This is a genomic window from Brevundimonas sp. (assembly GCF_016463485.1).
Taxonomy (GTDB): Bacteria; Pseudomonadota; Alphaproteobacteria; order Caulobacterales; family Caulobacteraceae; genus Brevundimonas.
On the sequence record NZ_JAEMRD010000009.1, the window covers coordinates 26,952 to 48,133 of the forward strand.

Below are 21,182 nucleotides of genomic sequence, written 5' to 3' on the forward strand. Positions count from 1 at the left end.
TCGCCCCTAGTGGCCGTGCTCGGCCTCGCCCTTGGCGAGTTCGGCTTTGAGGAGGAAGGCATTGGCCCCGGCGATGCGTTCGGCCCCGGTCAGGCCGTTCAGGATTTCAGTGCGATCTCCGGCTTGCCGACCCGCAAGGACCGGAACAGCGCGAAAGCCCTCGGCCGTTCGGACGAACACGACGGTGGCGCCCTCGACGGTCTGGATGGCGTCAGATGGCACGGTCAGGCCGCCGCCTTCACCGCCCGTGACCACGGAGCCTGAGACGGCCGATCCTGCGGGGGGCAGGCTGCCGCCCGTCGGTCGCGCGCGGATGACGGCTCCACCACCTTGTGCGCCCGCCCCAGCGGCAACGCCGGTGACGACGGCGTCGAACTCACCGTTGGGACCCTGCACACGCACCGACGATCCAGCGCGAACCTGAGCGGCAAGTGCCGGCGGCGCGTTGAAGACGATCTCGACCCGCGCGGGGTTCGTGACCTCGGCGATGATCCCGCCTTGAGCAGCAAAGCCGCCAGGTCCCACCTGAACGCTGGTGACGACGCCCGAGATGGGGCTCGTCACGCTGAGCCGACCCGCCGCATTGGGCGATCCAGCGGCCGAGGCCCTGGCTCGCGCAGCACGAGCCGACGCCTCGGCGCCGAGCGCCTGCGCATGGGCGACCTCGGCGTCGCGGCGGGCGACCACGCCCTGATCGGCGAGGCTCTCTTCGCGACTGTGCGCTTGCTCGGCGGCGACGGCGTTGGCCTGGGCGGCATCCGCATCGGCGCGGAGGGTGGCGGCGTCGCCGCTAACCAGGATGGCCAGCGACTGACCGGCGCGCACCGATTGCCCCGGTGCGACCAGAACGCGTTCGACACGACCGCCAACACTGGCGGCGACAGCAGCCCTGGCGTCGACCATCGGCTCCACCCGGCCGGACAGACGGGTCTCACCACCGCCGCCGCCCGTGACGGCGACAACCGAGATGTTCGCGGCGGTGATCTGCGCCGCCGTCAGGACGACGACGCCTTCCTGGCCGACCCCTTCCTCGGCGTGGCCTTCCTCACCTTCGGCATGATCGCCTTCTTCCCCGGCGTGCTCTCCCTCAGCGGACGCTGCGGGCGCTTCCGCTGATGACCGCGTCATCATGTAGAAGCCCGCGCCGCCAAGGACGACGACGGCGGCGGCCCCAGCCATCAGCCAGGTCTTGTTGATCCGTGATGTGCGTTTCATTGCGATGTTCCAAAGGGGGCGCGGCCTTGCAGGCGCGCGAGATCGATTTCCGCCCGGACCCGCGCGAGGCGAGCGTCCACGGCGGCGTTGCGGGCGGAGATCAGCGCGGCCCGAGACGACCGCAGTTCCAGTTGCGAGATGCGGCCCGCTTCAAAGCCGATGCGCGAAAGCCGGTAGGCTTCCTCGGCGGCGGACACGCCGGCGTCAGACGCGGAAACCCGGCTGGTCGAGGCGGACAGGCGAGCAAAGGCGGCGTTGCGATCAGCCTCCGCTTCCTGACGGGCTCCCATCAGTCGCGCATCGGCAGCCCTGAAGTCGGCCTGGGCTGCGTCGATGTTGCCTCTGTTCCGATCGAACAACGGCAGCGGGATGCTCAACCCGAAGGTCAGGGCGGTTGCGTCTTCAGCTTCGTAGCGACGCACACCGACAGAGGCGCGAACGTCGGGTCGGGCGCGAACCCGCTCCACCTCGATCCGGCTCTCAGCAGCCGTTCGCTCGGCTTCGGCCACCCGAACTTGCGGAGTCGCGCCGACCGTCGTCGCCGCAGTGGCCGGCACCCGATCGATCAGGCTGGTGTCGATAGATGTGACCGGCACCGGCAGCATCGCAACAGCCGTGAGACGGGCGAAAGCCGCGTCTCGCTCAGCCTTGGCTTCATCCAGCGTCGCTCGTGCCGCAGCGGCTTCGCTCTCGCCCTGGATGCCCCGCAGCAGGGGCTCGCGCCCCTCTTCCACGAGGATCAAGGCCGCGCGAGTGTCGGCGATAGTGACGGCCAACGCCTCCTCGGCCAGCAAATAGCGGCGCTGGGCGGCTTCGGCTTCGGCGTAGACCAGAGCCAGCCTGCCGCCGGCCTCGACCGTGGCTAGATCGCGCCTCAGCCCGGCGGTGCCGGCGTCTGCCTGGGCCACCGCCACCCGCGCACCGCGACGGCCCCAGAGTTCGAGGTCCTGCGTCAGCGACAGAGTAGTTTCGGCATTGTCGTAGCCGGAGAAGGGGCCGGAGCCGAAGGCGTTCTCCGCCTCCAGCCCGAGTTCAGGGTTGGGGCGAACCCGCGCCTGACGCACTCTAGCCTCGGCCGCGTCCAGAAGCGCATCGGCTTCTAGAGACGTCGGCGCCAAGCCAATACGTTCGAGCAACGCGTCGAAAGACGGTGCAGGGTCAGCCCACGCGGGGCTGCTAAGCGCCGTCGCAAATGCGACCATGGCGCAGCCGAACGCCAACTGCGTCCGGCGTATAATGAGGGGTGGCATTTGAATGTCCCAGAGATTGCTGACGAGGTGCGCGCACGGGCGCGCGGCTCGTCAGCCCCTAGGTGGACGCTTCAGCCCGTTGGGCGAATGTGAAGTCAAAGGCGCGTTGCTCGGCTTGAGCGCGGGCGTGGCCGAGTGATTCTTTGAGAACTTCAGCGGGGCCGGTTGCGGGAGCGCCACGCCGCTGTGATGACAATGACCATGAGCGCAAAGGCCATGATCAGCCGAGGGCGAGTCTGTCGGCTCGTCGGGTAGAGAGACCGAAGTAGATGTCTGGGTGACTTCGGCTTCGACTGCGCAGGTCGCCGCGTCTGCCACCGGCACAAGAACGAACACGGCGACGAACAGCGCAAGAAGCGCCGCGATCATCCAGTGTCTGTTCGAGGTCAAACCCATGAGGCCACATACCACGGATGGTCGTCCAATCAACGTTCGGATCGTCGCACCCAATAACAATCAAGCAAGGCTATTGTGTCCCACAGCCGGGTGTCGGCCTGTGCGTAGTCCGACCGCATCGTCGCTATCATAGAGGACTGGCGCTCTTCACTATTTTAACGCCGTCCCAAAGAGGTCGACCAGACTGCTATCCAAGACGCGCGGAGCCGAAATGAACGTCACCCGGTGGACGAAGTCACCCGGCCGGCGTGAATGGCGGGAGGAACCAATCTTCCTCGGCGAATACCAACTCGCCTGCGAACGGCTTGACGCCGTCAAGGCTCCGGCGGCGGTCATCGACCGCGATGGTTACATGGGCACGGAAACCTTTATTTTCCCAGTCCGCGCCGGCGATCCTGAATTCGCGATGACAGGTTTCGATTGCGCCCGACCGGAACATCAGTCCGATCGTTCCTCCCATGCGACCGACTAACCGGTTTGACGAGGCTGGGACAACCAGTGTCGATAGGTCTCTCACCAGGCCACCAAGATCGATCGGGCCGTGTGTTTTGGCGATCGTCACGTGCCAGTTGGCGGGAATGATGTTGCTGAAGCCGTTAGAGCGTGCCCACGTCTCGACTTGAGCAGCGTTGGCCAGGGGCCTGACAACGGTCAACATGACAAGGTGCCGTATTCGGTCAGGAAGCTGACCATGGCTTGAGCCTGCTCAGCCGATCCCAAAATGACGTAGACTGCCACGCTCCAATCGACCGCACCCGCTGGGACACCGTATTCGTGAGTGGCAGCGTCGATCGGCACATCATTCTGGTTCACAAACCGCATGTGAGCGATCAGATCGGCGTGAATCTGCCGACCCAGCCAGGCTGCGATAGCCTCGGTGGCGCAGCCATCGATCCTGATCACGGCAACAACCTCGCCTCCGTCCAGCGGTCGGGTTCCGATGAACACGTCCTGCCCGCCCGGCGTGACCTCTGGGCCGAGGAAGTGCTGCAAAAGGCCGTGGCCCAGCGGGAGATACGTCATGTGACGAGGCTCGCTGTCAGGCCGTCTAGTCCTTGACCAGGTTTATCGGCGGCTTGCGCGCCATACGCTCCGCGAGCGCCTTAATTTTCTCGCGAGAGGGTTGGGAGAACTCGGACACGACCTTGGGATCAGCGATTTCTCCGTCGTCTATGAACGGGCTGCCGTCGGGGTTGATCTGGCCGGTGGTGCGCTTCAGTTCCTGAAGGAGAGCGGCGCGTTCTGCCTTGTTCATCAACTGCCTCCTGCGCCTATGGCGACTCTTACCAAAATAGTGCCGAGTGACCAAATACGACCACTTGATCGACTCGTCTTTCGCAAATCGAGTCAAAAAACGCCGTCATGAGTCCGTATTCTGATTTGAGCGCTCCTATATCGATAACGCGGAGTCCAGCCTAATTATTGACCGCGTCCGGTACACTATATCTGAACGGTTGGACTCGAGTCTAAGGCGAACTCCGACCTTGTTTCATCACCGTTATTAGAATGCCGGTCTAGTGGACGGTGGCGTGACAGGAGCGGCGCAGCAACGACTGGACGGCGCCTTCGAAAGTGGGAGAGTGAACACAGTCGCGGCCATCGATGGTGCCGACGAACTGGACGGAGCCGTCCACACATCGGCGACGGACAGCCAGTTTGGCGAAGGGGATCGAGACGAAATCAGTTCTGTGCCGCATTGGGACATCTCCAGAGTTGGTCTGGAGGTCGTGTCTCGGGACAGGACGCCCCTCAACGCCTGATTTCAAACTGTGTCAGTGCCATTTTATGAACTACCTTGACCGACAGCGCGCACTGCAGGAGTATTAAGCAGCCCCCGGCGCTTGCGCTTCCACATACTTGGCCAATCAGCACCTGCATCGGGAAGAGAACAGCCAGGCAACTGGCGAGCCGCGCCTCAGTCCCGGACCTCACCGCTTTGGTCGGTAAGCTTGAACGCCAGAACTTGTGCGTCTTCGATCTTCGGGAGGCCGTCGAGCAGTTCCGGTGTCTTGGCGACGAGTGCACGGCCAACCTTTCCTGCCAGATGAGCTAGCCTCCCCGCGTCTCCCGGAAAGGTGTCGAAGATGGCGAAGTCGTCGTGACCGAAGCGGAGCGCATACCATGTCGTCGTGTCCGGCTCCTCCATCACGGCAGCCAGTCCGTCGCGCAGGAAGGCCTCGACATCAGCCTCCTTGCCGGGCTTTGCGCGCAGTCGCACGAACAGGGCCTTATTCACGGGTGAGCGGGATTCAGCATTGGCCATCACGGTCTCCTTTCGAGTCCAGGGCGACATGCAAACGCTCCACCGCAGTATTGGCTGCGCCTGAACTGCACAGCGTCTGCGCCGCACAGTGGGGGACGACTACCCGTCCGACACGTCTCTCAAGCTCGGCTCCTCGCCCGGATGGTAACGAGGCCTCGGCTGGGGCAGGAAGAAGAAGGCGACCGCGAGGAGGGTGACGGCCACGCCGATCCGCGGCGAGAAGGCTGAAATCGGAACCGCGACGATCTGGGTGCTTGCGGCAAGCCCGTAGCGACGCGTCATCTGCTGGATGAAATCCGCCGCGAGCCGCTCGTCCATCGTCCGTCGGCCCACCACGCCGTAGAACCATTTGGCCATCCAGGCGCAGGCGATAAGGGCGACGCCAGTTGTGAATACCACTGACGCGACGGGCTCGAACGCTGTTCCGAGATGGAAGACCCAGATGCGGATCGGGTACGGGACGACGACGATCGCCAGCAGGAACAGAAGGTTGATCGCGCCGAACCAGTGATCGCTCCGGGCGTAGATCCGACCGGAGTAATGGTGCTGCAGCCAGTAGGCGCCGATCACGACATAGCAGAGGAGCAGCGCCAGATGCTCGCGCCACTGTTCCGCCATGGCATGGAAAAGATCGGTGTAGCCCTGCGGCCCGGGGCGACCCCGGCACCTTGATCTCGACGATCAGCAGTCAGGGCGATCGCGAACACGGCATCGCTGAAGCCCTCGAAGCGGGTCAGGCCTCGCTCCGCGCCATGGGTCTTCGCATGAGGGCGTGGGGTCATCAGTTAGGATCCCGTTCCATGTGTGAAAGCCCCTTTGCGGCTGCCCCGCCCTGTAGAGCACGATCGAGATATAATGCCGTTCGGCTCTCCGGGGACGCAGCCACGACAGCCGGCGGGCCGCTAACGACGATCCGCCCGCCCTCGTCTCCGGCGCCGGGCCCGATGTCGATGACCCAATCGCTGGCCGCCGCGACCTTCATGTCGTGGTCGACCAGGATGACGGTGTTGCCGGCGTCGACCAGGGCGTTGAGTTGGCCGAGCAGGCGCTCGACATCGGTTGGATGAAGACCTGTGGTCGGCTCGTCGAGAACATAGAGCGCCCCGCCGCGCTGGGCGCGTTGCAGTTCCGTCGCCAGCTTCACCCTTTGCGCTTCGCCGCCCGAGAATTCGGTCGCGGGCTGTCCGAGGCGGAGATAGTTCAGCCCGACCTCGCGCAGCACCTTGAGCGAGCGGCAGACGTTGGGCGCGTCGCCGAAGAAGTCCCAGGCCTGCTCGACCGTGAGCGCCAGCACCTCGGCGATGGTCTTGCCGCTGTAGGTGATCTCAAGCGTCTTGGGATTGTAGCGGGCGCCATGGCAGGCGGGACACGGGGCGTAGACGCTGGGGAGGAACAGCAGTTCGACCATGACGAACCCCTCCCCCTCGCAGCGGGGGCAACGCCCTTTGGCGACATTGAAGGAGAACCGCCCGGCGTCGTAGCGGCGCTTACGGGCTTCGGGTGTCGCCGCGAACAGGGCGCGGACGTGGTCGAAAAGCCCGGTGTAGGTGGCCAGGTTGGAGCGAGGTGTGCGGCCGATCGGCTTCTGGTCGACCTCGATCAGCCGCCGGACCCCTTCCAGCCCGCCGACGATCCGACCCTCGGTCGGGACAGCGGTCGCGTCCTCGAATCCGGCTTCGTCATCCGCATCATCCCTGGCCGAGGGCGCGGCGCCAAGAGAGCCGGCAACCAGCTCGACCAGCGCCTTGCTCACTAGGCTCGATTTCCCCGAGCCGGAAATGCCGGTCACCGTGGTCATGACCCCGAGCGGGATGTCGCAGTCGACCTGCTTGAGGTTGTTGCGTGAGACGTCTTCCAGCCGCAACCATGCGGCGGGCTCGCGCTTCCGGCTCGCAATCCCGGCCCCTTCGTCGAACAGATGTCGTCTTGTCTCCGACGCGGCGACCGCGCCGAGCCCCTCGATTGGACCGCTGTACAGGATTTCGCCGCCGTGCTCGCCGGCTGCTGGCCCGACGTCGACGATCCAGTCGGCGCGGCGGATGATATCCATCTCGTGCTCTACGATGAACAGCGAGTTTCCGACCGCCTTCAGGCCCTCGAGTGCCCGGAGCAGGGCCTCGGTGTCGGCGGGATGCAAACCGGCCGACGGCTCGTCCATCACATAGACGACCCCGAACAGGTTCGAGACGACCTGGGTCGCCAGCCGCAGCCTCTGCAGTTCGCCCGGCGACAATGTCGGCGTGCTGCGTTCCAGCGTCAGGTAGCCGAGGCCCAGATCGAGGAGCACGGAGAGACGACGGCACAAGTCCCCGGCGATGCGCTCGACCACCAGGGCCTTCTCGGGATGCGTCTTGCGCAACGCCTTCAGCTTGCCGGCGTTCGCCTCGGCATAGGGCGCGAAGATTTTCGAGAAGCGGGCCATGGGCAGGCCGCTCATTTCGGCGATATCGAGGCCCTCGAAGCGGACCAGCAGGGACTCTCGACGCAGTCGCTTGCCGTCGCAGACCGGGCAACGTCGGCCGATCATGAAGCGCGCCGCGCGCGCCTTCATCATTGCGCTCTGAGTTGTGGCGAAGCTGTGCGTGACATGCCGCTTCGCGCTCGAGAAGGTGCCCATATAGGCAGGCTCCGTCTTGCGCCTGATCGCCCGCTGGATCTCCTCATGGGTCCACCCGGGATAGACCGGGACCTGTGGCTGCTCCTCGGTGAACAGGATCCAGTCGCGCGTCTTCTTCGGCAGGTCGCGCCAGGGCTTATCGACGTCGACGCCGAGGCTGATCAGGATGTCGCGCAGATTCTGGCCGCCCCAGGCCATCGGCCAGGCGGCGACGGCGCGCTCGCGGATGGTCTTGGAGGGATCGGGCACCATCGAGGCTTCGGTCACCTCATGGATTCGGCCCAGGCCGTGACAGCGTGGACAGGCGCCTTCGGGCGTATTGGGCGAGAAGGATTCGGCCTCAAGATGCGGCCGTCCCGGCGGATAGTCGCCGGCGCGCGAATAGAGCATGCGCAGCAGGTTGGAGAGGGTCGTCACGCTGCCGACCGACGATCGGGTGGTCGGCGAGCCCCGCTGCTGCTGCAGCGCAACCGCCGGCGGGAGCCCCTCTATGAGGTCGACCTCCGGGACTTCCATCTGGTGGAACAGGCGGCGCGCGTATGGCGAGACGGATTCCAGGTAGCGGCGCTGGGCTTCCGCATAGAGGGTGGAGAAGGCGAGCGACGACTTGCCGGACCCCGACACGCCGGTGAACACGACCAGCGCGTCGCGCGGGATGTCGACATCGATGTTCTTGAGATTGTGCTCTCGCGCGCCACGAATGCGGACGAAGCCGGTCGCCTTGAGCTCTCGCATGCGAAAATCCTGACCTTCTGTTAGTCCCGCCCAGCCCGTTCGGTTGCATGGGACGGGGATATTCCGGGCCTTCGTCATGGATGACTCGACGCCGGACACGATTAGCCGGAGGCGAAACACGGTCCCGGGCGTTCGCTTCAAAGACGTCCGAGGCCAAGAGACCGAAATGCGAACCGTGACGCTTCCCGACCACGCCGAAGTCTCCGCCCTCGGACAGGGGACCTGGCGGATGGGCGAAGACCCGCGCCGACGCGAACAGGAGATCGCCGCCCTTCACGCTGGCGTCGACCTCGGCATGACCTTGATCGACACCGCCGAGATGTACGGCGACGGCGCGACTGAAGACTTGGTCGGTGAAGCCTTGGCCGGGGTTCGCGATCAGGTCTTCCTGATCAGCAAGGTCTATCCGCAGAACGCCGGGAGGGGTCGCCTTGAGAAGGCGTGCGAAGGCAGTCTGAAACGCCTGAAGACAGACCGGCTCGACCTCTATCTGCTGCACTGGCGCGGCTCCGTGCCGCTCGCCGAAACCATCGAGGGCATGAACGCCCTCGTCCAAGCCGGAAAGATCCGGCGATGGGGGGTGAGCAACTTCGATCACGCGGACATGGAACAGCTGTTTCGGGCCGGCGGACAGGCCTGCGCGACCGACCAGATCCTCTACAATGTGACCGAGCGCGGCGCGGAGTTCGACCTCTTTCCGCTGCTGAACCGAAACCTGATACCGGTCATGGCCTACAGCCCGATCGGCCAGGGCGCGCTGCCGGCGTCCCCTGCCCTATCGGCTGTCGCCAGGCGCCACGGCGCCACGCCGTACCAGGTCGCCCTAGCCTGGGTCCTACGCGATCCGCGGGTCATCGCCATCCCCAAGGCTGGCGATGCGGCGCACGTCGCGGACAACCGCCGCGCCCTGGACTTGGCGCTGACGCGGGACGATCTCGCCGCCATCGACGCTGATTTTCCGGCTCCAACCCGCAAGACGCGGCTCGCCATGCTCTGAAGAGTGACTGGCGGTTGGCGAGCTTGCAAGTTCGGCCAAGCGCCAACAGCGGTCATTGGCGAAGTTGCGAGAACCAGACATGAGCTTGGGTTCGATGACCGAGCTTAACTGCGCCGATCCCGGCACCTCATTGTGCCGCGATGGCGATGGATGACAAATCGGACGCGGCGTCGACCGGAACGCCCTCCGCCTTTCGTTCGGAATACCGATCGACGAGCTGGACGGCGTGGGGCCGGACCAGAATGGTGAAGCGCACCAGTTCCTCCATCACGTCGACGATCCGCTCATAGTAGGCCGAGGGCTTCATCCGGCCGGCCCCGTCGAACTCCTGGAAGGCCTTGGCCACGCTCGACTGGTTGGGGATGGTGATCATCCGCATCCAGCGGCCCAGAAGGCGCAGGGTGTTGACGGCGTTGAAGCTCTGCGACCCGCCCGACACCTGCATGACGGCGAGGGTCCGGCCCTGCGTCGGGCGCATGCCGCCCTGGCTCAATGGCAGGTGATCGATCTGCAGCTTCATCAGCCCGGAGACCTGGCCGTGCCGTTCCGGACTGCACCAGACCATGCCCTCCGACCAGAAGGCGTGTTCGCGCAACTCGCGCACCGCCGGGTGGTCGTCGTCGCCGGGCGCGCCCGGCAGGGGGAGGTCGGAGGGGTCGAAGATCCGGGTCTCGCATCCCATGCGCTGCAGTAGGCGGGCCGCTTCCTCGACGCAGAGCCGCGAATACGACCGCTCGCGCAGCGATCCGTACAAGAGAAGGATCCGCGGCGCCGGGTCGGTCGAGCCCAATCCCCGGGCGGGCTCGGCGGACAGATAGGCCGCGTCCAGGGCCGGCAGGTTATCCGGATCCGGCAGCGAACGCAGACGGGTGAAGGTCATTCAAAGGTCCTTGGTCAAATAGACGGCAGACGCCGGGCAGAGGTCCGCGAACTCGCGAGTTTGCCGGATCGCGGGCGGCGCGGACTCACGATCGGCGGCGACAAAGCCGCGCCCGGTGAAGAAGCGCTCGGCCGTCGTGGTGAGCAGGTGCAGACGTGCAGCGCCCAGGTCGCCGGCGGTGGTCTCGGCGGCGGCCAGCACCCGACTTCCCAGGCCGCGGGCCTTCTGGTCGGCAAGTACGACCAGGGAGCGCAGCAGCAGGTCGCGCCGCTCCCCTTCCAGCCCGCCGTAGCCGATGACCGCGCCGTAGTGGTCGGCGCTGAAGTATCGCCCGGCGCCCGGCTCAGGCAGGTTCTCGCCACGCAGGGCCGCGATCAGATCGACATCGGTCGAGTCGACCAAATGCAGACTGACCATCAGCCGGCGTCCTTCGGCGGGGCCGTGTCCGGGAACCAGCGTCGGCCCATCCAGAGCGCGACCGACACGAGCAGGATCAACACCGGCACCTCGACAAGGGGGCCGATGACGGCCGCGAAGGCGACCGGCGAGGTCAGGCCGAAGGCCGCGATGGCCACCGCGATGGCCAGTTCGAAATTGTTCGAGGCCGCGGTGAAGGCCAGGGCGGTGGTGCGCGGATAGTCGGCTTCGATTAGCTTGCCCATGAGGAAGCTCACCACGAACATGACGAGGAAGTAGATCGTCAGGGGAATGGCGATGCGCAGGGCGTCCAGCGGCAAAGCCACCACCTCCCCGCCCTTGAGGCTGAACATGACCACGATGGTGAACAGCAGAGCGATCAGGGTGATCGGCCCGATGCGCGGCAGGAAGCGCCGCTCGTACCAGTCGGCGCCGCGGCGAGCGATCAGGCTGCGTCGGGTCAGGAAGCCGGCTAGGAACGGTAGGCCAAGGTAGACGAGCACCGCGCCGGCGATGGTCCAGACGCTGACGTCCTCCACGCTTCCCTGCAGGCCGAACAGGGGCGGCAGGACGGTGAGGAAGATCCAGGCATAAAGGTTGAAGAACAGGATCTGGAAGATCGAGTTGAAGGCTACGAGGCCGGCGACATACTGGTTGTCGCCCCGCGCCAGCTGGTTCCAGACCAGGACCATGGCGATACAGCGCGCCAGCCCGATCAGGATGACGCCGGTCATGTATTCCGGCTGATCACGCAGGAAGATCACCGCCAGGGCGAACATCAGCACCGGGCCCAGCACCCAGTTCTGGAACAAGGACAGGGCCAGGACCCGCTTGTCGGCGAAGACGCGCGGCAGTTCCTCGTACCGGACCTTGGCCAGCGGCGGGTACATCATCAGGATCAGACCGATGGCGATCGGGATATTGGTCGTGCCGATTGAGAGGCTGTCGACCCAGGTCGGCAGGCCCGGCGCCAGCGTCCCCATAGCCACGCCCAGGCCCATGGCCACGAAGATCCACAGCGTCAGCCAGCGGTCGAGGAAGGACAGGCGACGCGGCGCAGCGTCCTCCACGCGGGTGTCGATCATCGCTTCACCCGCTGGCCGGCGGCGTCGATGACGACCTCGCCGTCCTCCTTGGTGAAGGGCTTGAGATCATCGGCGGGCAGGAGGTCCAGAACGGCCTCGGACGGTCGGCACAGGCCGACGCCGAGAGGACTGACGACGATCGGGCGATTGAGCAGGATCGGATGGGCCTCGATCGCATCGAGCAACTGATCGTCCGTCAGGCCCGGGTCCCCTAGGCCCAGTTCGGCGAAGGGCGTGCCCTTCTCACGCAACAGATTGCGCAGCGGCTTGCCGGCCCGTTCGGCCAGCCAAGCGACCATGGTCCGCGACGGCGCGGTCTTCAGATACTGCACGACATGCGGCTCGATGCCGACGTGGCGGATCAGCTCGAGCGCGTTGCGCGACGTCCCGCAGGCGGGGTTGTGATAGATGACGATGTCCACGGGATCCTTAGGGGCAACAGGGCGCGAGTTCAGCCAGCAGGGTTTCGCACAGGTCCGCCCTGCCCCCGCAGCAGTCCTTGAGCAGGAAGAGGACCAGGTCGCGAAGCCGATCCAGGTCGGCCCGGTAGATGATCGACCGGCTGCGCCGCTCCGACCTGATCAACCCCGCGCGCGTCAGGACGCCGAGATGGGACGACAGGGTGTTGGCCGGGATCACCAGATGGTTGGAGATGTCACCGGCCGGCAGACCATCGGGTTCGTGACGCACGAGGAGGCGAAACGCCTCCAGCCGCGTCGATTGCGCCAAGGCGGCGAGAGCGAGAATCGAAACTTCGGTTTCCATATTTCCAAATTAGTCGAAATATGGAAGTGTTCAAGCCCGCTCGTCTGCGGGTGCGGCAGTTCAGGCATCGGTGACGACCTGATCTTTGACGACTGCCGCCTAAAAGATCGCAGAGTAGCGACAGCCGAGTTTAAGGGTCGCTGGGCTATACTCTCCGTCGAGACCATGGACTTTGGCCACGAGGTCGACAGTTGGCCGATTTCGCACGTCTGTCGGTCCGGACGCGGTGCGCTGATCTCGCGATCAGGCGGCGGGAGCCGCCGACGCTCCCTTCTGGGCGAGCCAGGCGTCGATCAGGGTGATTTCGCGCTCCTGCGCCGTGATCACCTCCTGGGCCAGGTTCCGCGCTTGGGCGTCCTTGCCTTGCGCGAGCTCCACACGGGCCATCGAGACGGCGGCGACGTGGTGACCTCGCATCTGCTTCATGAAGTCGATGTCCGCGTCCCCGGTGAAGGCGGGCATCGCCTCCATCATCGTGTTCATCGAGGCCTTGTAGCCTTGGGTGGCGACGGAGTCGCCGGGCGCAGGCGCAGCCATGCCGCCCTCCATTCCGCCATGGGCGTCCGCCGCTGCGGGGGCCTCAGGCGCGGCTACGGCGGGCTCTTCGGCTTGCGGGGAACAGGCCGTAGCCAAGGCGCAGGCGGCGAGGACGAGGCTGATGCGTTTCATGACGGCTCCTTGGGATCCCGACGTTAGCGACCAGGAGGGCCCATTCGTTCCGCCAACTCTACCGTCCGGCCCGCGCCAAGAGCTCGATCAGCTCGCCGGCCTTTGCCTTGCGATCCTCGGGATCGGCGCCGGTCATAGCGCCCATGACGCAGTGGTCGAGGTGATCCCGTAGCACTTCGGTCTCCACGCGATGGAGCGCGGCTCGAACGGCCTGAAGTTGGGTCAGCAAGTCGACGCAATACCGGTCATCTTCAACCATGCGGCAGATTCCCCGCACCTGGCCTTCGATCCGGCTGAGCCTGTTGAGGACTTTGGGTTTCGTGTCGGTTTGCATGCGGCCTGTCCTCCTGAGCACCCCCATATACCCCAGACGGGTATCTTGCGATATACCCCCCATGGGTATATGTTAGCTCTTCGGTCAGCCGGAGAGAGCGACATGTCCACGCATCCTCACAATCATGCCTCGGGTCACGCCTGCTGCGGGGCGAAGGCCTCGGATGGCGCGGCAACGGTCAAGGATCCCGTCTGCGGCATGTCGGTCGATCCGACGGCCACCGCTCACCGAGCCAGTCATGACGGTCAGGACTATTTCTTCTGCTCGGCGGGGTGCCGGACCAAATTCATCGGCGATCCGATGCGTTACCTGAACCCTCCCGTGGAGGCCGAGCCGGCCGTTCCCGGCGCCATCTACACCTGCCCGATGCACCCCGAGATCCGGCAGGAAGGCCCAGGCTCCTGCCCGATCTGCGGCATGGCGCTTGAGCCGGAGACGGTCACGGCGGAGGCCCCGCCCAACCACGAGCTGATCGACTTCACCAGACGCTTCTGGGTCGGTCTGGTCCTGACCCTGCCGGTCTTCGCCCTGGAAATGGGCGGACACCTGGCCAATCTCCACATGTTCATCCCGGGCCAGATGTCGAACTGGATCCAGTTCGCTTTGGCGACCCCCGTGGTTCTCTGGTGCGGCTGGCCCTTCTTCGAGCGCGGCTGGACATCGCTGCGCACCCGGCGGCTGAATATGTTCACCCTGATCGCCATGGGGGTCGGCGTGGCATGGCTTTACAGCGTCGTGGCCGTCGTCGCGCCAACCCTGTTCCCGCCCGCCTTCCTGAAGGCCGACGGCAGTGCGCCGGTGTATTTCGAGGCGGCGGCGGTCATCACCGTGCTGGTCCTCGTCGGGCAGATTCTGGAACTGCGCGCCCGCGAACAGACGTCGGGCGCGATCCGCGCCCTGCTGGACCTCACGCCCAAGACCGCGCGCCGAATCCGGGCGGACGGCATCGATGAAGATGTCTCGCTTGACCAGATCGCCGTCAGCGACCGCCTGCGGGTAAGGCCCGGAGAGAAGATCCCGGTCGATGGCGAACTCCTGGAGGGTCGGGTCGCTGTCGACGAATCCATGGTGACCGGCGAGTCCATGCCGGTGACCAAGGATGTCGGCGACCGCGTCGTGGCCGGCGCGCTCAACAAGACCGGATCCTTCATCATGCGCGCCGACAAGGTGGGCGCCGACACCCTGCTGGCGCAGATCGTCCAGATGGTGGCCCAGGCCCAGCGCAGTCGCGCCCCGATCCAGCGGCTGGCCGATACGGTCTCCGGATGGTTCGTTCCCACGGTGATCGCGATCGCCCTGCTCGCCGCCGTCGTCTGGGGCCTGGTCGGTCCCGAACCCCGCCTGTCCTACGCCCTGGTCGCCGCCGTTTCGGTGCTCATCATCGCCTGTCCCTGTGCGTTGGGTCTGGCGACGCCGATCTCGATCATGGTCGGGGTGGGACGTGGCGCCCACGCCGGCGTCCTGATCAAGAACGCCGAGGCGCTCGAACGCTTCGAGAAGGTCGACACTCTCGTTCTGGACAAGACCGGCACCCTGACGGAGGGCCGTCCGTCGGTGACGGCGATCCTGCCCGCCCTCGGCTTCGTGGAAGCGGACATCCTGCGTCTTTCGGCCAGCCTCGAGCGGGGCAGCGAACATCCGTTGGCCGACGCAATCGTCCGGGCAGCCAAGGACCGGGACATCCCCCTTACCGAGGCCGCGGACTTCGACAGCCCGGTCGGTCGCGGCGTTCGCGGGACGATGGAGGGTCGCCAGGTCGCCCTGGGCAACACCCGTTTTCTCGGCGAGCTTTCGATCGACGTCTCCGCGCTGGAGCCGAAGGCGGAGGCCCTTCGCCACGACGGCGCCACCGCCATATTCGTGGCGATCGACGGAAAGGCGGCCGGGGTCATCGGCATCGCCGATCCCATCAAGGCCACCACGCCGGCTGCGATCCTCGCGCTGAAAGCGGCCGGTCTGCGGCTGGTGATGATGACCGGGGACAACCGGACGACGGCCGAAGCGGTCGCGCGGCGCCTCGGCATCGACGAAGTCCAGGCGGAGGTTTTGCCGCAGGATAAGGCGTCTGTGGTTCAACAGCTTCGTTCGCAGGGTCGGATCGTCGCCATGGCGGGGGATGGCGTCAACGATGCCCCTGCCCTCGCCGCAGCCGATGTCGGCGTCGCCATGGGGGCGGGTTCGGACGTCGCCATCGAAAGCGCCGGCGTCACCCTGCTGGGCGGCGATCTGCAAGGCATCGTGCGCGCACGGCGTCTGTCCCGCGCGGTGATGGGCAACATCCGCCAAAACCTCGTTTTCGCCTTCGGCTACAACGCCCTTGGCATCCCCGTGGCGGCTGGCCTGCTTTATCCCGTCTTCGGCTGGCTTCTCTCGCCTGCCCTTGCGGCGCTCGCAATGGCGCTCTCCTCGGTCAGCGTCATCGGCAATGCGCTGAGACTGCGCGCGGTGAGGCTTTAGCCAGGATAGGCAATCAACAGTCCGCCCACCCACCCAAGGGAGGAACCGGCTGTGACGGGCCGGATTGATTCAGACGCTGACCGCAGTCTCCAGGCTTTCGCAGCGGCAGGCGAAGACGAACTGAAATTTCTGAAGAGGATACGGACGATGTCTCATCAACAGATGGACCACGGCGGGCAAGGCAACGCTCGTGGACTCGGCCCTTATCGGAGCCTGTACCTCGAGTTGGCGCTCGATTTCGTCATCATGTACCTGGTCATGTACACGATGATCGCCACGCTCGGTCACTTCTATCTCAATTTGAACAACGTCTACATGACCCTGATGATGGTCGCGCCGATGGCGGTCCTCATGCTCGTCTTCATGCGGTCCATGTACCCGTCGCGCAAAACGAACCTGGTCATTGGAGCGGTCGCCGTCGTGATCTTCGTCGGCAGCTTCGTCGGCATGCGCACCCAGGCGTTCGTTGGCGACGACGAATTCCTGCGATCGATGATCCCGCACCATTCCGGGGCTGTGTTGATGTGCGAGCAAGCCTCCCTGACCGATCCGGAGATCATCGCCCTGTGCGACGGCATCGTGCGTGGTCAACAGGAGGAGATCGCCCAGATGCAGGCGCTCCTCGAGAAGCGTCGCCGCTGACCCCGGCGTGCGGGGGAAGGCCTCAGCCGCCGCCCGCTTCCTCTTCATAAGGGACGCGGTCGTGTGGCGCGTAGAGAAGCAGAAGGCCGGGACCGGCCAAACGTCTGGAGACTGAGTATGCGTTACTTCAACCCCGCACCCTTCATCGCCGTCGCGGCGGTCGTGGCCTTCGCCGCCGGACCGGCGGCGGCCCACGCTCGCCTGGTCAGCGCCACCCCGGCGCCCGACTCCACCGTGGCCGCGACCCGGACGCTGACCCTGACCTTCAGCGAACGCAGCGTTCCCGCCTTTTCCGGCTTCGACGTCGTCAATGCGGCGGAGGAGAAGATCGCGATCCGCACCTCGGTCGCCGAGGACGGCAGGACCCTCACGGGCGCGCTGGCTCGCCCGCTGGCCGCCGGCGCCTACCGTGTCGACTGGCGTATCGCGTCGAGCGACGGCCACCGCATGACGGGATCCTACACCTTCACGGTGCGCTGACGCCGTGCTGGAAGTCGCGGTCATCGCGCTTCGCTGGCTTCAATACGGCGGCGGCGTCGTCCTTCTCGGCGCGCCGCTGTTCCTTCTCTACAGCTTCAAAGACGCCGACGCGCCGAACCTGGAATGGTCGCGACCGACATTGCGCCTCGCGGCGATCATCGTCGCGCTCGGCTCGCTCGCCGCCCTGGTGGCCCAGACTGCCGTCATGGCGGGGTCGCTGAGCGAAGCCGTGAAACCCGCGTCTCTGTCCTTTATGGTCACCGGCACAGCCCTGGGCATGGCGATGGTCGTGCGGGCCGCCGCCGCCTTGCTTGGGCTTGTCGCCTTGGTCGCCCTGAAACCCGGTCGCGCGCTCTGGAGCGTGACGGCCGCCTTGGGTCTGATCGTGGCCGCCAGCTTCGCATGGACGGGTCACGGCGCGGCCACCGAGGGTCCGGGCGGGCCCATCCATCTTGTCGCCAACATCACTCACGCGGTGGCAGCGGCCTTGTGGCTGGGCGCCCTGGCGGCGTTGACGGCCCTGCTTCTGCGCCGAGCCGGTCCGGACGACTTTGCAATCCATCGCGCCCTGCATGGCTTCGCCGGCATTGGAACGCTCGCGGTCCTGTTGCTGGTGCTGACCGGTCTCGTGAACAGCTGGTTCCTGATCGGTCCCGAGCGCGTGGCTTCGATCGCGGGCAACCTCTACGGCCAGCTTCTGGTCGCCAAGCTCGTCCTCTTCGGTTTGATGCTTGCGCTGGCGGCGAGCAACCGGTTCCGGCTGACGCCGACACTGGGCTATGCGCTGGAGACGGGCCAACCCTCCGTCGCCGCCATGAGCGCGCTCCGGCGCAGCCTGTTGATCGAAACGGGTCTGGGACTCGCCCTGATTGGCGTCGTGGCGGTCATGGGAACCCTGCCGCCCCCGGCGTCTCTGTAGGCTCGATTGCGATGATCAAAATGAGATCGTCGCTCCGCCGACCGTTGAAGTATGATCAGACAATGCCGTTCCTGCGTCATGACCTCCTCCGACTGACGACCGCGCTGCTCGCGGCGTTTGCCGTGCTGTTCGTGTCCACCGCTTCGATCGCCTGCGAAGCTCCGGTCGATCAGGATATAGCGCCCATGTCGATGAGCGGCGACGGCGTCCCGTGCGAGCCGAAGACCGTCAGGATCTCGTGCCATAAGGCGTGTCTGGCCATCTGCCAGGGCCTTGTCCCCCAAGGCGGTGAATCCACCCCCGCACGGGTCTATGCGTCTGTCCTCTATCCATCCCTTGATGCGCGGCATGCCGATTTCACCGTGGAGGCGGACGACCCGCCCCCACGACGCTGATCCTGTTGAAGATGACCGGACTCATTCAATCAAACAGAGATCAAAACCATGAAACGCACTCTCACCCTCGCAGCCCTGGTGCTGCTGGCTTCCGGTTCAGCCGCCTTCGCGGCCGCGCCGGACGCCGTGGCGCAGGCCGTATGCGCTTGCTGCGACGCTATCGCAGCCTGCGCGGAAGCCTGCACCTGCTGCTGATCGTATTATCGGGGACGCCCGCCCGCGAGGGCGGGCGTCTTCCCGATGTTCCTCACCGACGTCGCAGGGCCGGCGACCCGCTGGCGCGGGCCTGAGCGTCAGCCGGGCGCGCGCGACGACCAGTGAATGTGGTGGATGCGCCAGCCGTCGGCATGGCGTTTGAGGACCATGGTTTCGGTCGTCAGGCGGTCTACGGCGCGGCCGTTGAATTGGCCCGTGGTGCGGCCTTCGCTGGTGATCCAGGCGATGTCCCCGTCGGCCCATCCCGATCTGCGCGTCACCGTCGCTTCAGAGGCGGCGGCGAAGGCGGCGTCCGAGCCCAGGTGATGGGACGCATACTCGTCGCGCGATCGCTCCGCGCCACCCTCCTCGAAGATCATCACATCCGGCGCCATAATTGCCAGGGCGACGTTCGTGTCGCCGGCCTTCAGGGCGACGTGAAAGGCGTCGACGGCCGCCGCCGCGTCCGCAGCTTCCGCGGCGACCGAGCCGGCGGCTTGGGCATGCCCGTGGGCGTGGTCCTGGGCGAAGGCGGGTGTCGCCGAAAGAACGGCGAGCGACAGGACGAGGGCGAGAGAGGTGCGGGACATGGCGAACTCCGGATTGTGGGTGATCTGAACGGGCTGAGCGCGATCTGCGTCAGGCCGGCGGGTTGTGGCGGGCGAACACGCGGGTCGCGCCCGAGCGAAGCACCAGCAGGGTGTCGTAGGGCTCCTTGCGCCCCTGCGGCGTCTCCATGCCGGGCGAACCGAGCGGCATGCCCGGGACCGCGACGCCCACCGCCGCCGGTCTCTCGGTCAGCAGTCGAATGACGTCCGGGGCCGGCACATGACCCTCGACCAGATAGCCATCGATCAGACCGGTATGACAGGAGGCGAGCGCGTCCGGCATGCCCCGGCTGCTCCGGACCGATTGAAGGCTTGGAAGGACGGTGATGGTGGTGGTGAAGCCCGCTTGGCGCATGTGCGCGATCCAGGCGTCGCAGCAGGCGCAGGTGGGCGTCTTGAAGACCGTGAGGTTTCTGGACGGACGGGTCTGGGCGCAGGCGGACCCGCCCATGCCGATGAAGACGGCCGCGCCCATGAGTAGACGACGGTTCAGATTGGCGGGATTCAAAAGGGTTCTCCCTGATCGCTGTGGACGGATCGCTGCGCCTCGACAGGGTCGGCGCGCTGCGGCGCCAGCCGCGCCCGCAACCACCGTCGGCCAGGCTGCTCGACGAAGACATGGATGGCGGCCGCGGCGGCGAGCGTCAACACAAGCATGGCGGCCAGTTCGACCAGGCCCATTCGATAGTCCGCACCCCAGCCGGAGAACGCCTGCGCCGCATTGCGCCACACCATCAGGATGGGGATGTGGACGAGATAGAGGGCGAACGACGCTTCGCCGGCGAACAGAAGGACGGGGTGAGACAGGAAGGTCCGGACCGGAGCCTTGGCCAACAGGGCGAGCGACAGGATGAAGGGACCGGCCGCCGCCACGATGACCCGGTCGTCGGCGCCGATCTGCATGAGCGTCAGCAGCAGGGTCGTGGCGACCAGGGCGCCCATGAGGGACATTCGCGGCGAAGGCGTCCAGCGCTGACCGAGATAGTAGAGGCCAACGCCGTAGAGGAATTCGGGAATGATGCGCAGGATCCCGAGGCTGTCCTCGGCGCGAGGCAGCATCCGGCCGAACCAGGCGCGGTAGAAGGCGTCCAAAGCGACGAAAAACAGCATGGCGAGTGCAATCAGGACCCACGGCCTGGCCCGCAGCCGGAGCGCGAGGGCGGCATAGGCGGGGAAGGCCAGATAGGCGAACCACTCCGCCGACAGCGACCAGGCCGGTCCGTTCCAGAGCGCCATGCTCTCGCGCGGGAACCACGCCTGTACGAGCAGAAGGGTGCCCGCGAAGTCGACGGGATTAAACCGGCCAGGCTCCAGCCCGACGCCGAACACAGGCGCGATCAGCACCAGCCCAAGCATGGCCAGGAGGATGAACAGGTGAGCCGGATAGATCCGGGCCAGGCGCGCCGCCAGGAATCGACCGTAGTTCGGGGCCCGGTCTCCCTGCAGGTAGACGTGGGTCAGGATGAAGCCCGACAGGATGAAGAAGACATCCACGCCCAGGCGCGCGCGGTTCAACAAGCCCGCGCTCTCCGCCGGGAGGGTCCAGTAGAGCTGGAAGTGGAACAGCACGACGCCGAGGGCGAGAAAGAACCTCACGCCCGTGAGCGGATCGAGCACGTCGGGGAATGGAACCCGCCTGGGCCCTGCTCTGTCGCTCACGTCTTTTCCCCGGACGACAGGGCGCGTCCCGGTCGTCTCTGGTATCTACGCGGGCGACGGCTCGTCCCCTCGTGAGGGGACCGGAAGGCCGGCGCGTATGGCAAGTGGGGCGTGACGCAGGTGCGCAATGACTGACGACATGAATGAGTTGATCGCAGCGGTCGGGCCGGGCGACGCCGGCCGGCTGGTCGGCATGGAAGACGC

25 protein-coding genes and 1 pseudogene are annotated in these 21,182 nt (G+C 66.0%); 7 read left to right on the top strand and 19 right to left on the bottom strand.

Annotated elements, in window-relative coordinates; genetic code table 11:
- Window positions 1–6: 6 nt before the first annotated feature.
- The 9 genes and pseudogenes from JHC99_RS02910 to JHC99_RS02950 all read right to left on the bottom strand — a co-directional run bounded on the left by JHC99_RS02910 (window position 7) and on the right by JHC99_RS02950 (window position 8,476).
- Window positions 7–1,215: an efflux RND transporter periplasmic adaptor subunit gene (locus JHC99_RS02910; RefSeq protein ID WP_292151969.1), complete on the bottom strand. Its 1,209-nt coding sequence runs from the start codon at window positions 1,213–1,215 to the stop codon at window positions 7–9.
- Entirely contained in the window at window positions 1,212–2,465 is a 1,254-nt protein-coding gene (locus JHC99_RS02915) for a TolC family protein (RefSeq protein WP_292151970.1), read from the bottom strand. The genes JHC99_RS02910 and JHC99_RS02915 overlap by 4 nt, the downstream gene beginning before the upstream one ends.
- Before the next feature lie 631 nt (window positions 2,466–3,096).
- Window positions 3,097–3,519 (bottom strand): hypothetical protein, encoded by a 423-nt coding sequence (locus tag JHC99_RS02920; RefSeq protein ID WP_292151971.1) that lies wholly within the window; start codon window positions 3,517–3,519, stop codon window positions 3,097–3,099.
- On the bottom strand, window positions 3,513–3,884 hold the full coding sequence (locus tag JHC99_RS02925; RefSeq protein ID WP_292151972.1) for a hypothetical protein: 372 nt from the start codon (window positions 3,882–3,884) through the stop codon (window positions 3,513–3,515). The genes JHC99_RS02920 and JHC99_RS02925 overlap by 7 nt, the downstream gene beginning before the upstream one ends.
- 25 nt (window positions 3,885–3,909) lie before the next feature.
- Window positions 3,910–4,116: a hypothetical protein gene (locus JHC99_RS02930; RefSeq protein WP_292151973.1), complete on the bottom strand. Its 207-nt coding sequence runs from the start codon at window positions 4,114–4,116 to the stop codon at window positions 3,910–3,912.
- Between the two features lie 259 nt (window positions 4,117–4,375).
- Entirely contained in the window at window positions 4,376–4,558 is a 183-nt protein-coding gene (locus tag JHC99_RS02935) for a hypothetical protein (RefSeq protein ID WP_292151974.1), read from the bottom strand.
- Between the two features lie 218 nt (window positions 4,559–4,776).
- Window positions 4,777–5,124, bottom strand: coding sequence for a putative quinol monooxygenase (locus tag JHC99_RS02940; protein WP_135196034.1), 348 nt, complete (start codon window positions 5,122–5,124; stop codon window positions 4,777–4,779).
- A 99-nt stretch (window positions 5,125–5,223) separates the two neighbouring features.
- A pseudogene (locus JHC99_RS02945) lies at window positions 5,224–5,748 on the bottom strand (TMEM175 family protein); the annotation flags it as partial.
- 157 nt (window positions 5,749–5,905) lie between these two features.
- A complete protein-coding gene (locus JHC99_RS02950) occupies window positions 5,906–8,476 on the bottom strand; it encodes an excinuclease ABC subunit UvrA (protein ID WP_292151975.1) in 2,571 nt (856 codons plus the stop codon).
- Window positions 8,477–8,642: 166 nt separating this feature from the next.
- On the opposite strand from JHC99_RS02950, the gene JHC99_RS02955 reads away from it, so the two are divergent.
- A complete protein-coding gene (locus tag JHC99_RS02955) occupies window positions 8,643–9,473 on the top strand; it encodes an aldo/keto reductase (RefSeq protein ID WP_292151976.1) in 831 nt (276 codons plus the stop codon).
- Between the two features lie 127 nt (window positions 9,474–9,600).
- On the opposite strand, the gene arsH is transcribed toward JHC99_RS02955, so the two are convergent.
- The 7 genes from arsH to JHC99_RS02990 all read right to left on the bottom strand — a co-directional run bounded on the left by arsH (window position 9,601) and on the right by JHC99_RS02990 (window position 13,623).
- Window positions 9,601–10,353, bottom strand: a complete 753-nt coding sequence (gene arsH / locus JHC99_RS02960; RefSeq protein ID WP_278069293.1) for an arsenical resistance protein ArsH — start codon at window positions 10,351–10,353, stop codon at window positions 9,601–9,603.
- Window positions 10,354–10,770 (bottom strand): GNAT family N-acetyltransferase, encoded by a 417-nt coding sequence (locus JHC99_RS02965; RefSeq protein WP_292049194.1) that lies wholly within the window; start codon window positions 10,768–10,770, stop codon window positions 10,354–10,356.
- Window positions 10,770–11,855 carry an ACR3 family arsenite efflux transporter gene (gene arsB, locus JHC99_RS02970; protein ID WP_292151977.1) on the bottom strand — a complete coding sequence of 362 codons (1,086 nt, stop codon included), beginning with the start codon at window positions 11,853–11,855 and terminating at the stop codon, window positions 10,770–10,772. Before arsB ends, JHC99_RS02965 begins: the two co-directional genes overlap by 1 nt.
- Complete coding sequence (gene arsC / locus JHC99_RS02975; RefSeq protein WP_292151978.1) at window positions 11,852–12,277, bottom strand: arsenate reductase (glutaredoxin); 426 nt, start codon at window positions 12,275–12,277, stop codon at window positions 11,852–11,854. The genes arsB and arsC overlap by 4 nt, the downstream gene beginning before the upstream one ends.
- Window positions 12,278–12,284: 7 nt before the next feature.
- A complete protein-coding gene (locus tag JHC99_RS02980) occupies window positions 12,285–12,620 on the bottom strand; it encodes a metalloregulator ArsR/SmtB family transcription factor (protein WP_292151979.1) in 336 nt (111 codons plus the stop codon).
- A gap of 243 nt (window positions 12,621–12,863) precedes the next feature.
- The gene (locus tag JHC99_RS02985) at window positions 12,864–13,289 is read right to left on the bottom strand and encodes a DUF305 domain-containing protein (RefSeq protein WP_135196042.1); all 426 of its coding nucleotides are present in this window, start codon (window positions 13,287–13,289) and stop codon (window positions 12,864–12,866) included.
- A 58-nt stretch (window positions 13,290–13,347) separates the two neighbouring features.
- Window positions 13,348–13,623, bottom strand: coding sequence for a metal-sensitive transcriptional regulator (locus JHC99_RS02990; RefSeq protein WP_292151980.1), 276 nt, complete (start codon window positions 13,621–13,623; stop codon window positions 13,348–13,350).
- A gap of 102 nt (window positions 13,624–13,725) precedes the next feature.
- On the opposite strand from JHC99_RS02990, the gene JHC99_RS02995 reads away from it, so the two are divergent.
- The 6 genes from JHC99_RS02995 to JHC99_RS03020 all read left to right on the top strand — a co-directional run bounded on the left by JHC99_RS02995 (window position 13,726) and on the right by JHC99_RS03020 (window position 18,711).
- On the top strand, window positions 13,726–16,080 hold the full coding sequence (locus JHC99_RS02995) for a heavy metal translocating P-type ATPase (RefSeq protein ID WP_292151981.1): 2,355 nt from the start codon (window positions 13,726–13,728) through the stop codon (window positions 16,078–16,080).
- A 147-nt stretch (window positions 16,081–16,227) separates the two neighbouring features.
- The gene (locus JHC99_RS03000) at window positions 16,228–16,722 is read left to right on the top strand and encodes a DUF305 domain-containing protein (protein WP_230974793.1); all 495 of its coding nucleotides are present in this window, start codon (window positions 16,228–16,230) and stop codon (window positions 16,720–16,722) included.
- A gap of 117 nt (window positions 16,723–16,839) precedes the next feature.
- Complete coding sequence (gene copC, locus JHC99_RS03005) at window positions 16,840–17,202, top strand: copper homeostasis periplasmic binding protein CopC (protein WP_045811500.1); 363 nt, start codon at window positions 16,840–16,842, stop codon at window positions 17,200–17,202.
- A gap of 4 nt (window positions 17,203–17,206) precedes the next feature.
- The gene (gene copD / locus JHC99_RS03010) at window positions 17,207–18,121 is read left to right on the top strand and encodes a copper homeostasis membrane protein CopD (RefSeq protein ID WP_292151982.1); all 915 of its coding nucleotides are present in this window, start codon (window positions 17,207–17,209) and stop codon (window positions 18,119–18,121) included.
- Between the two features lie 62 nt (window positions 18,122–18,183).
- Entirely contained in the window at window positions 18,184–18,516 is a 333-nt protein-coding gene (locus JHC99_RS03015; RefSeq protein ID WP_292151983.1) for a hypothetical protein, read from the top strand.
- 48 nt (window positions 18,517–18,564) lie between these two features.
- Complete coding sequence (locus JHC99_RS03020; protein WP_164952583.1) at window positions 18,565–18,711, top strand: hypothetical protein; 147 nt, start codon at window positions 18,565–18,567, stop codon at window positions 18,709–18,711.
- Window positions 18,712–18,809: 98 nt separating this feature from the next.
- Here JHC99_RS03020 and JHC99_RS03025 read toward each other — a convergent pair whose 3' ends face one another.
- The 3 genes from JHC99_RS03025 to JHC99_RS03035 are packed head-to-tail and all read right to left on the bottom strand — an operon-like array spanning window position 18,810 to window position 20,978.
- Window positions 18,810–19,301: a nuclear transport factor 2 family protein gene (locus JHC99_RS03025; RefSeq protein ID WP_165117299.1), complete on the bottom strand. Its 492-nt coding sequence runs from the start codon at window positions 19,299–19,301 to the stop codon at window positions 18,810–18,812.
- Between the two features lie 49 nt (window positions 19,302–19,350).
- Window positions 19,351–19,827: a DUF411 domain-containing protein gene (locus JHC99_RS03030; protein ID WP_084375403.1), complete on the bottom strand. Its 477-nt coding sequence runs from the start codon at window positions 19,825–19,827 to the stop codon at window positions 19,351–19,353.
- Window positions 19,824–20,978 carry an acyltransferase gene (locus JHC99_RS03035; RefSeq protein WP_292151984.1) on the bottom strand — a complete coding sequence of 385 codons (1,155 nt, stop codon included), beginning with the start codon at window positions 20,976–20,978 and terminating at the stop codon, window positions 19,824–19,826. Before JHC99_RS03035 ends, JHC99_RS03030 begins: the two co-directional genes overlap by 4 nt.
- Window positions 20,979–21,182 lie beyond the last annotated feature (204 nt).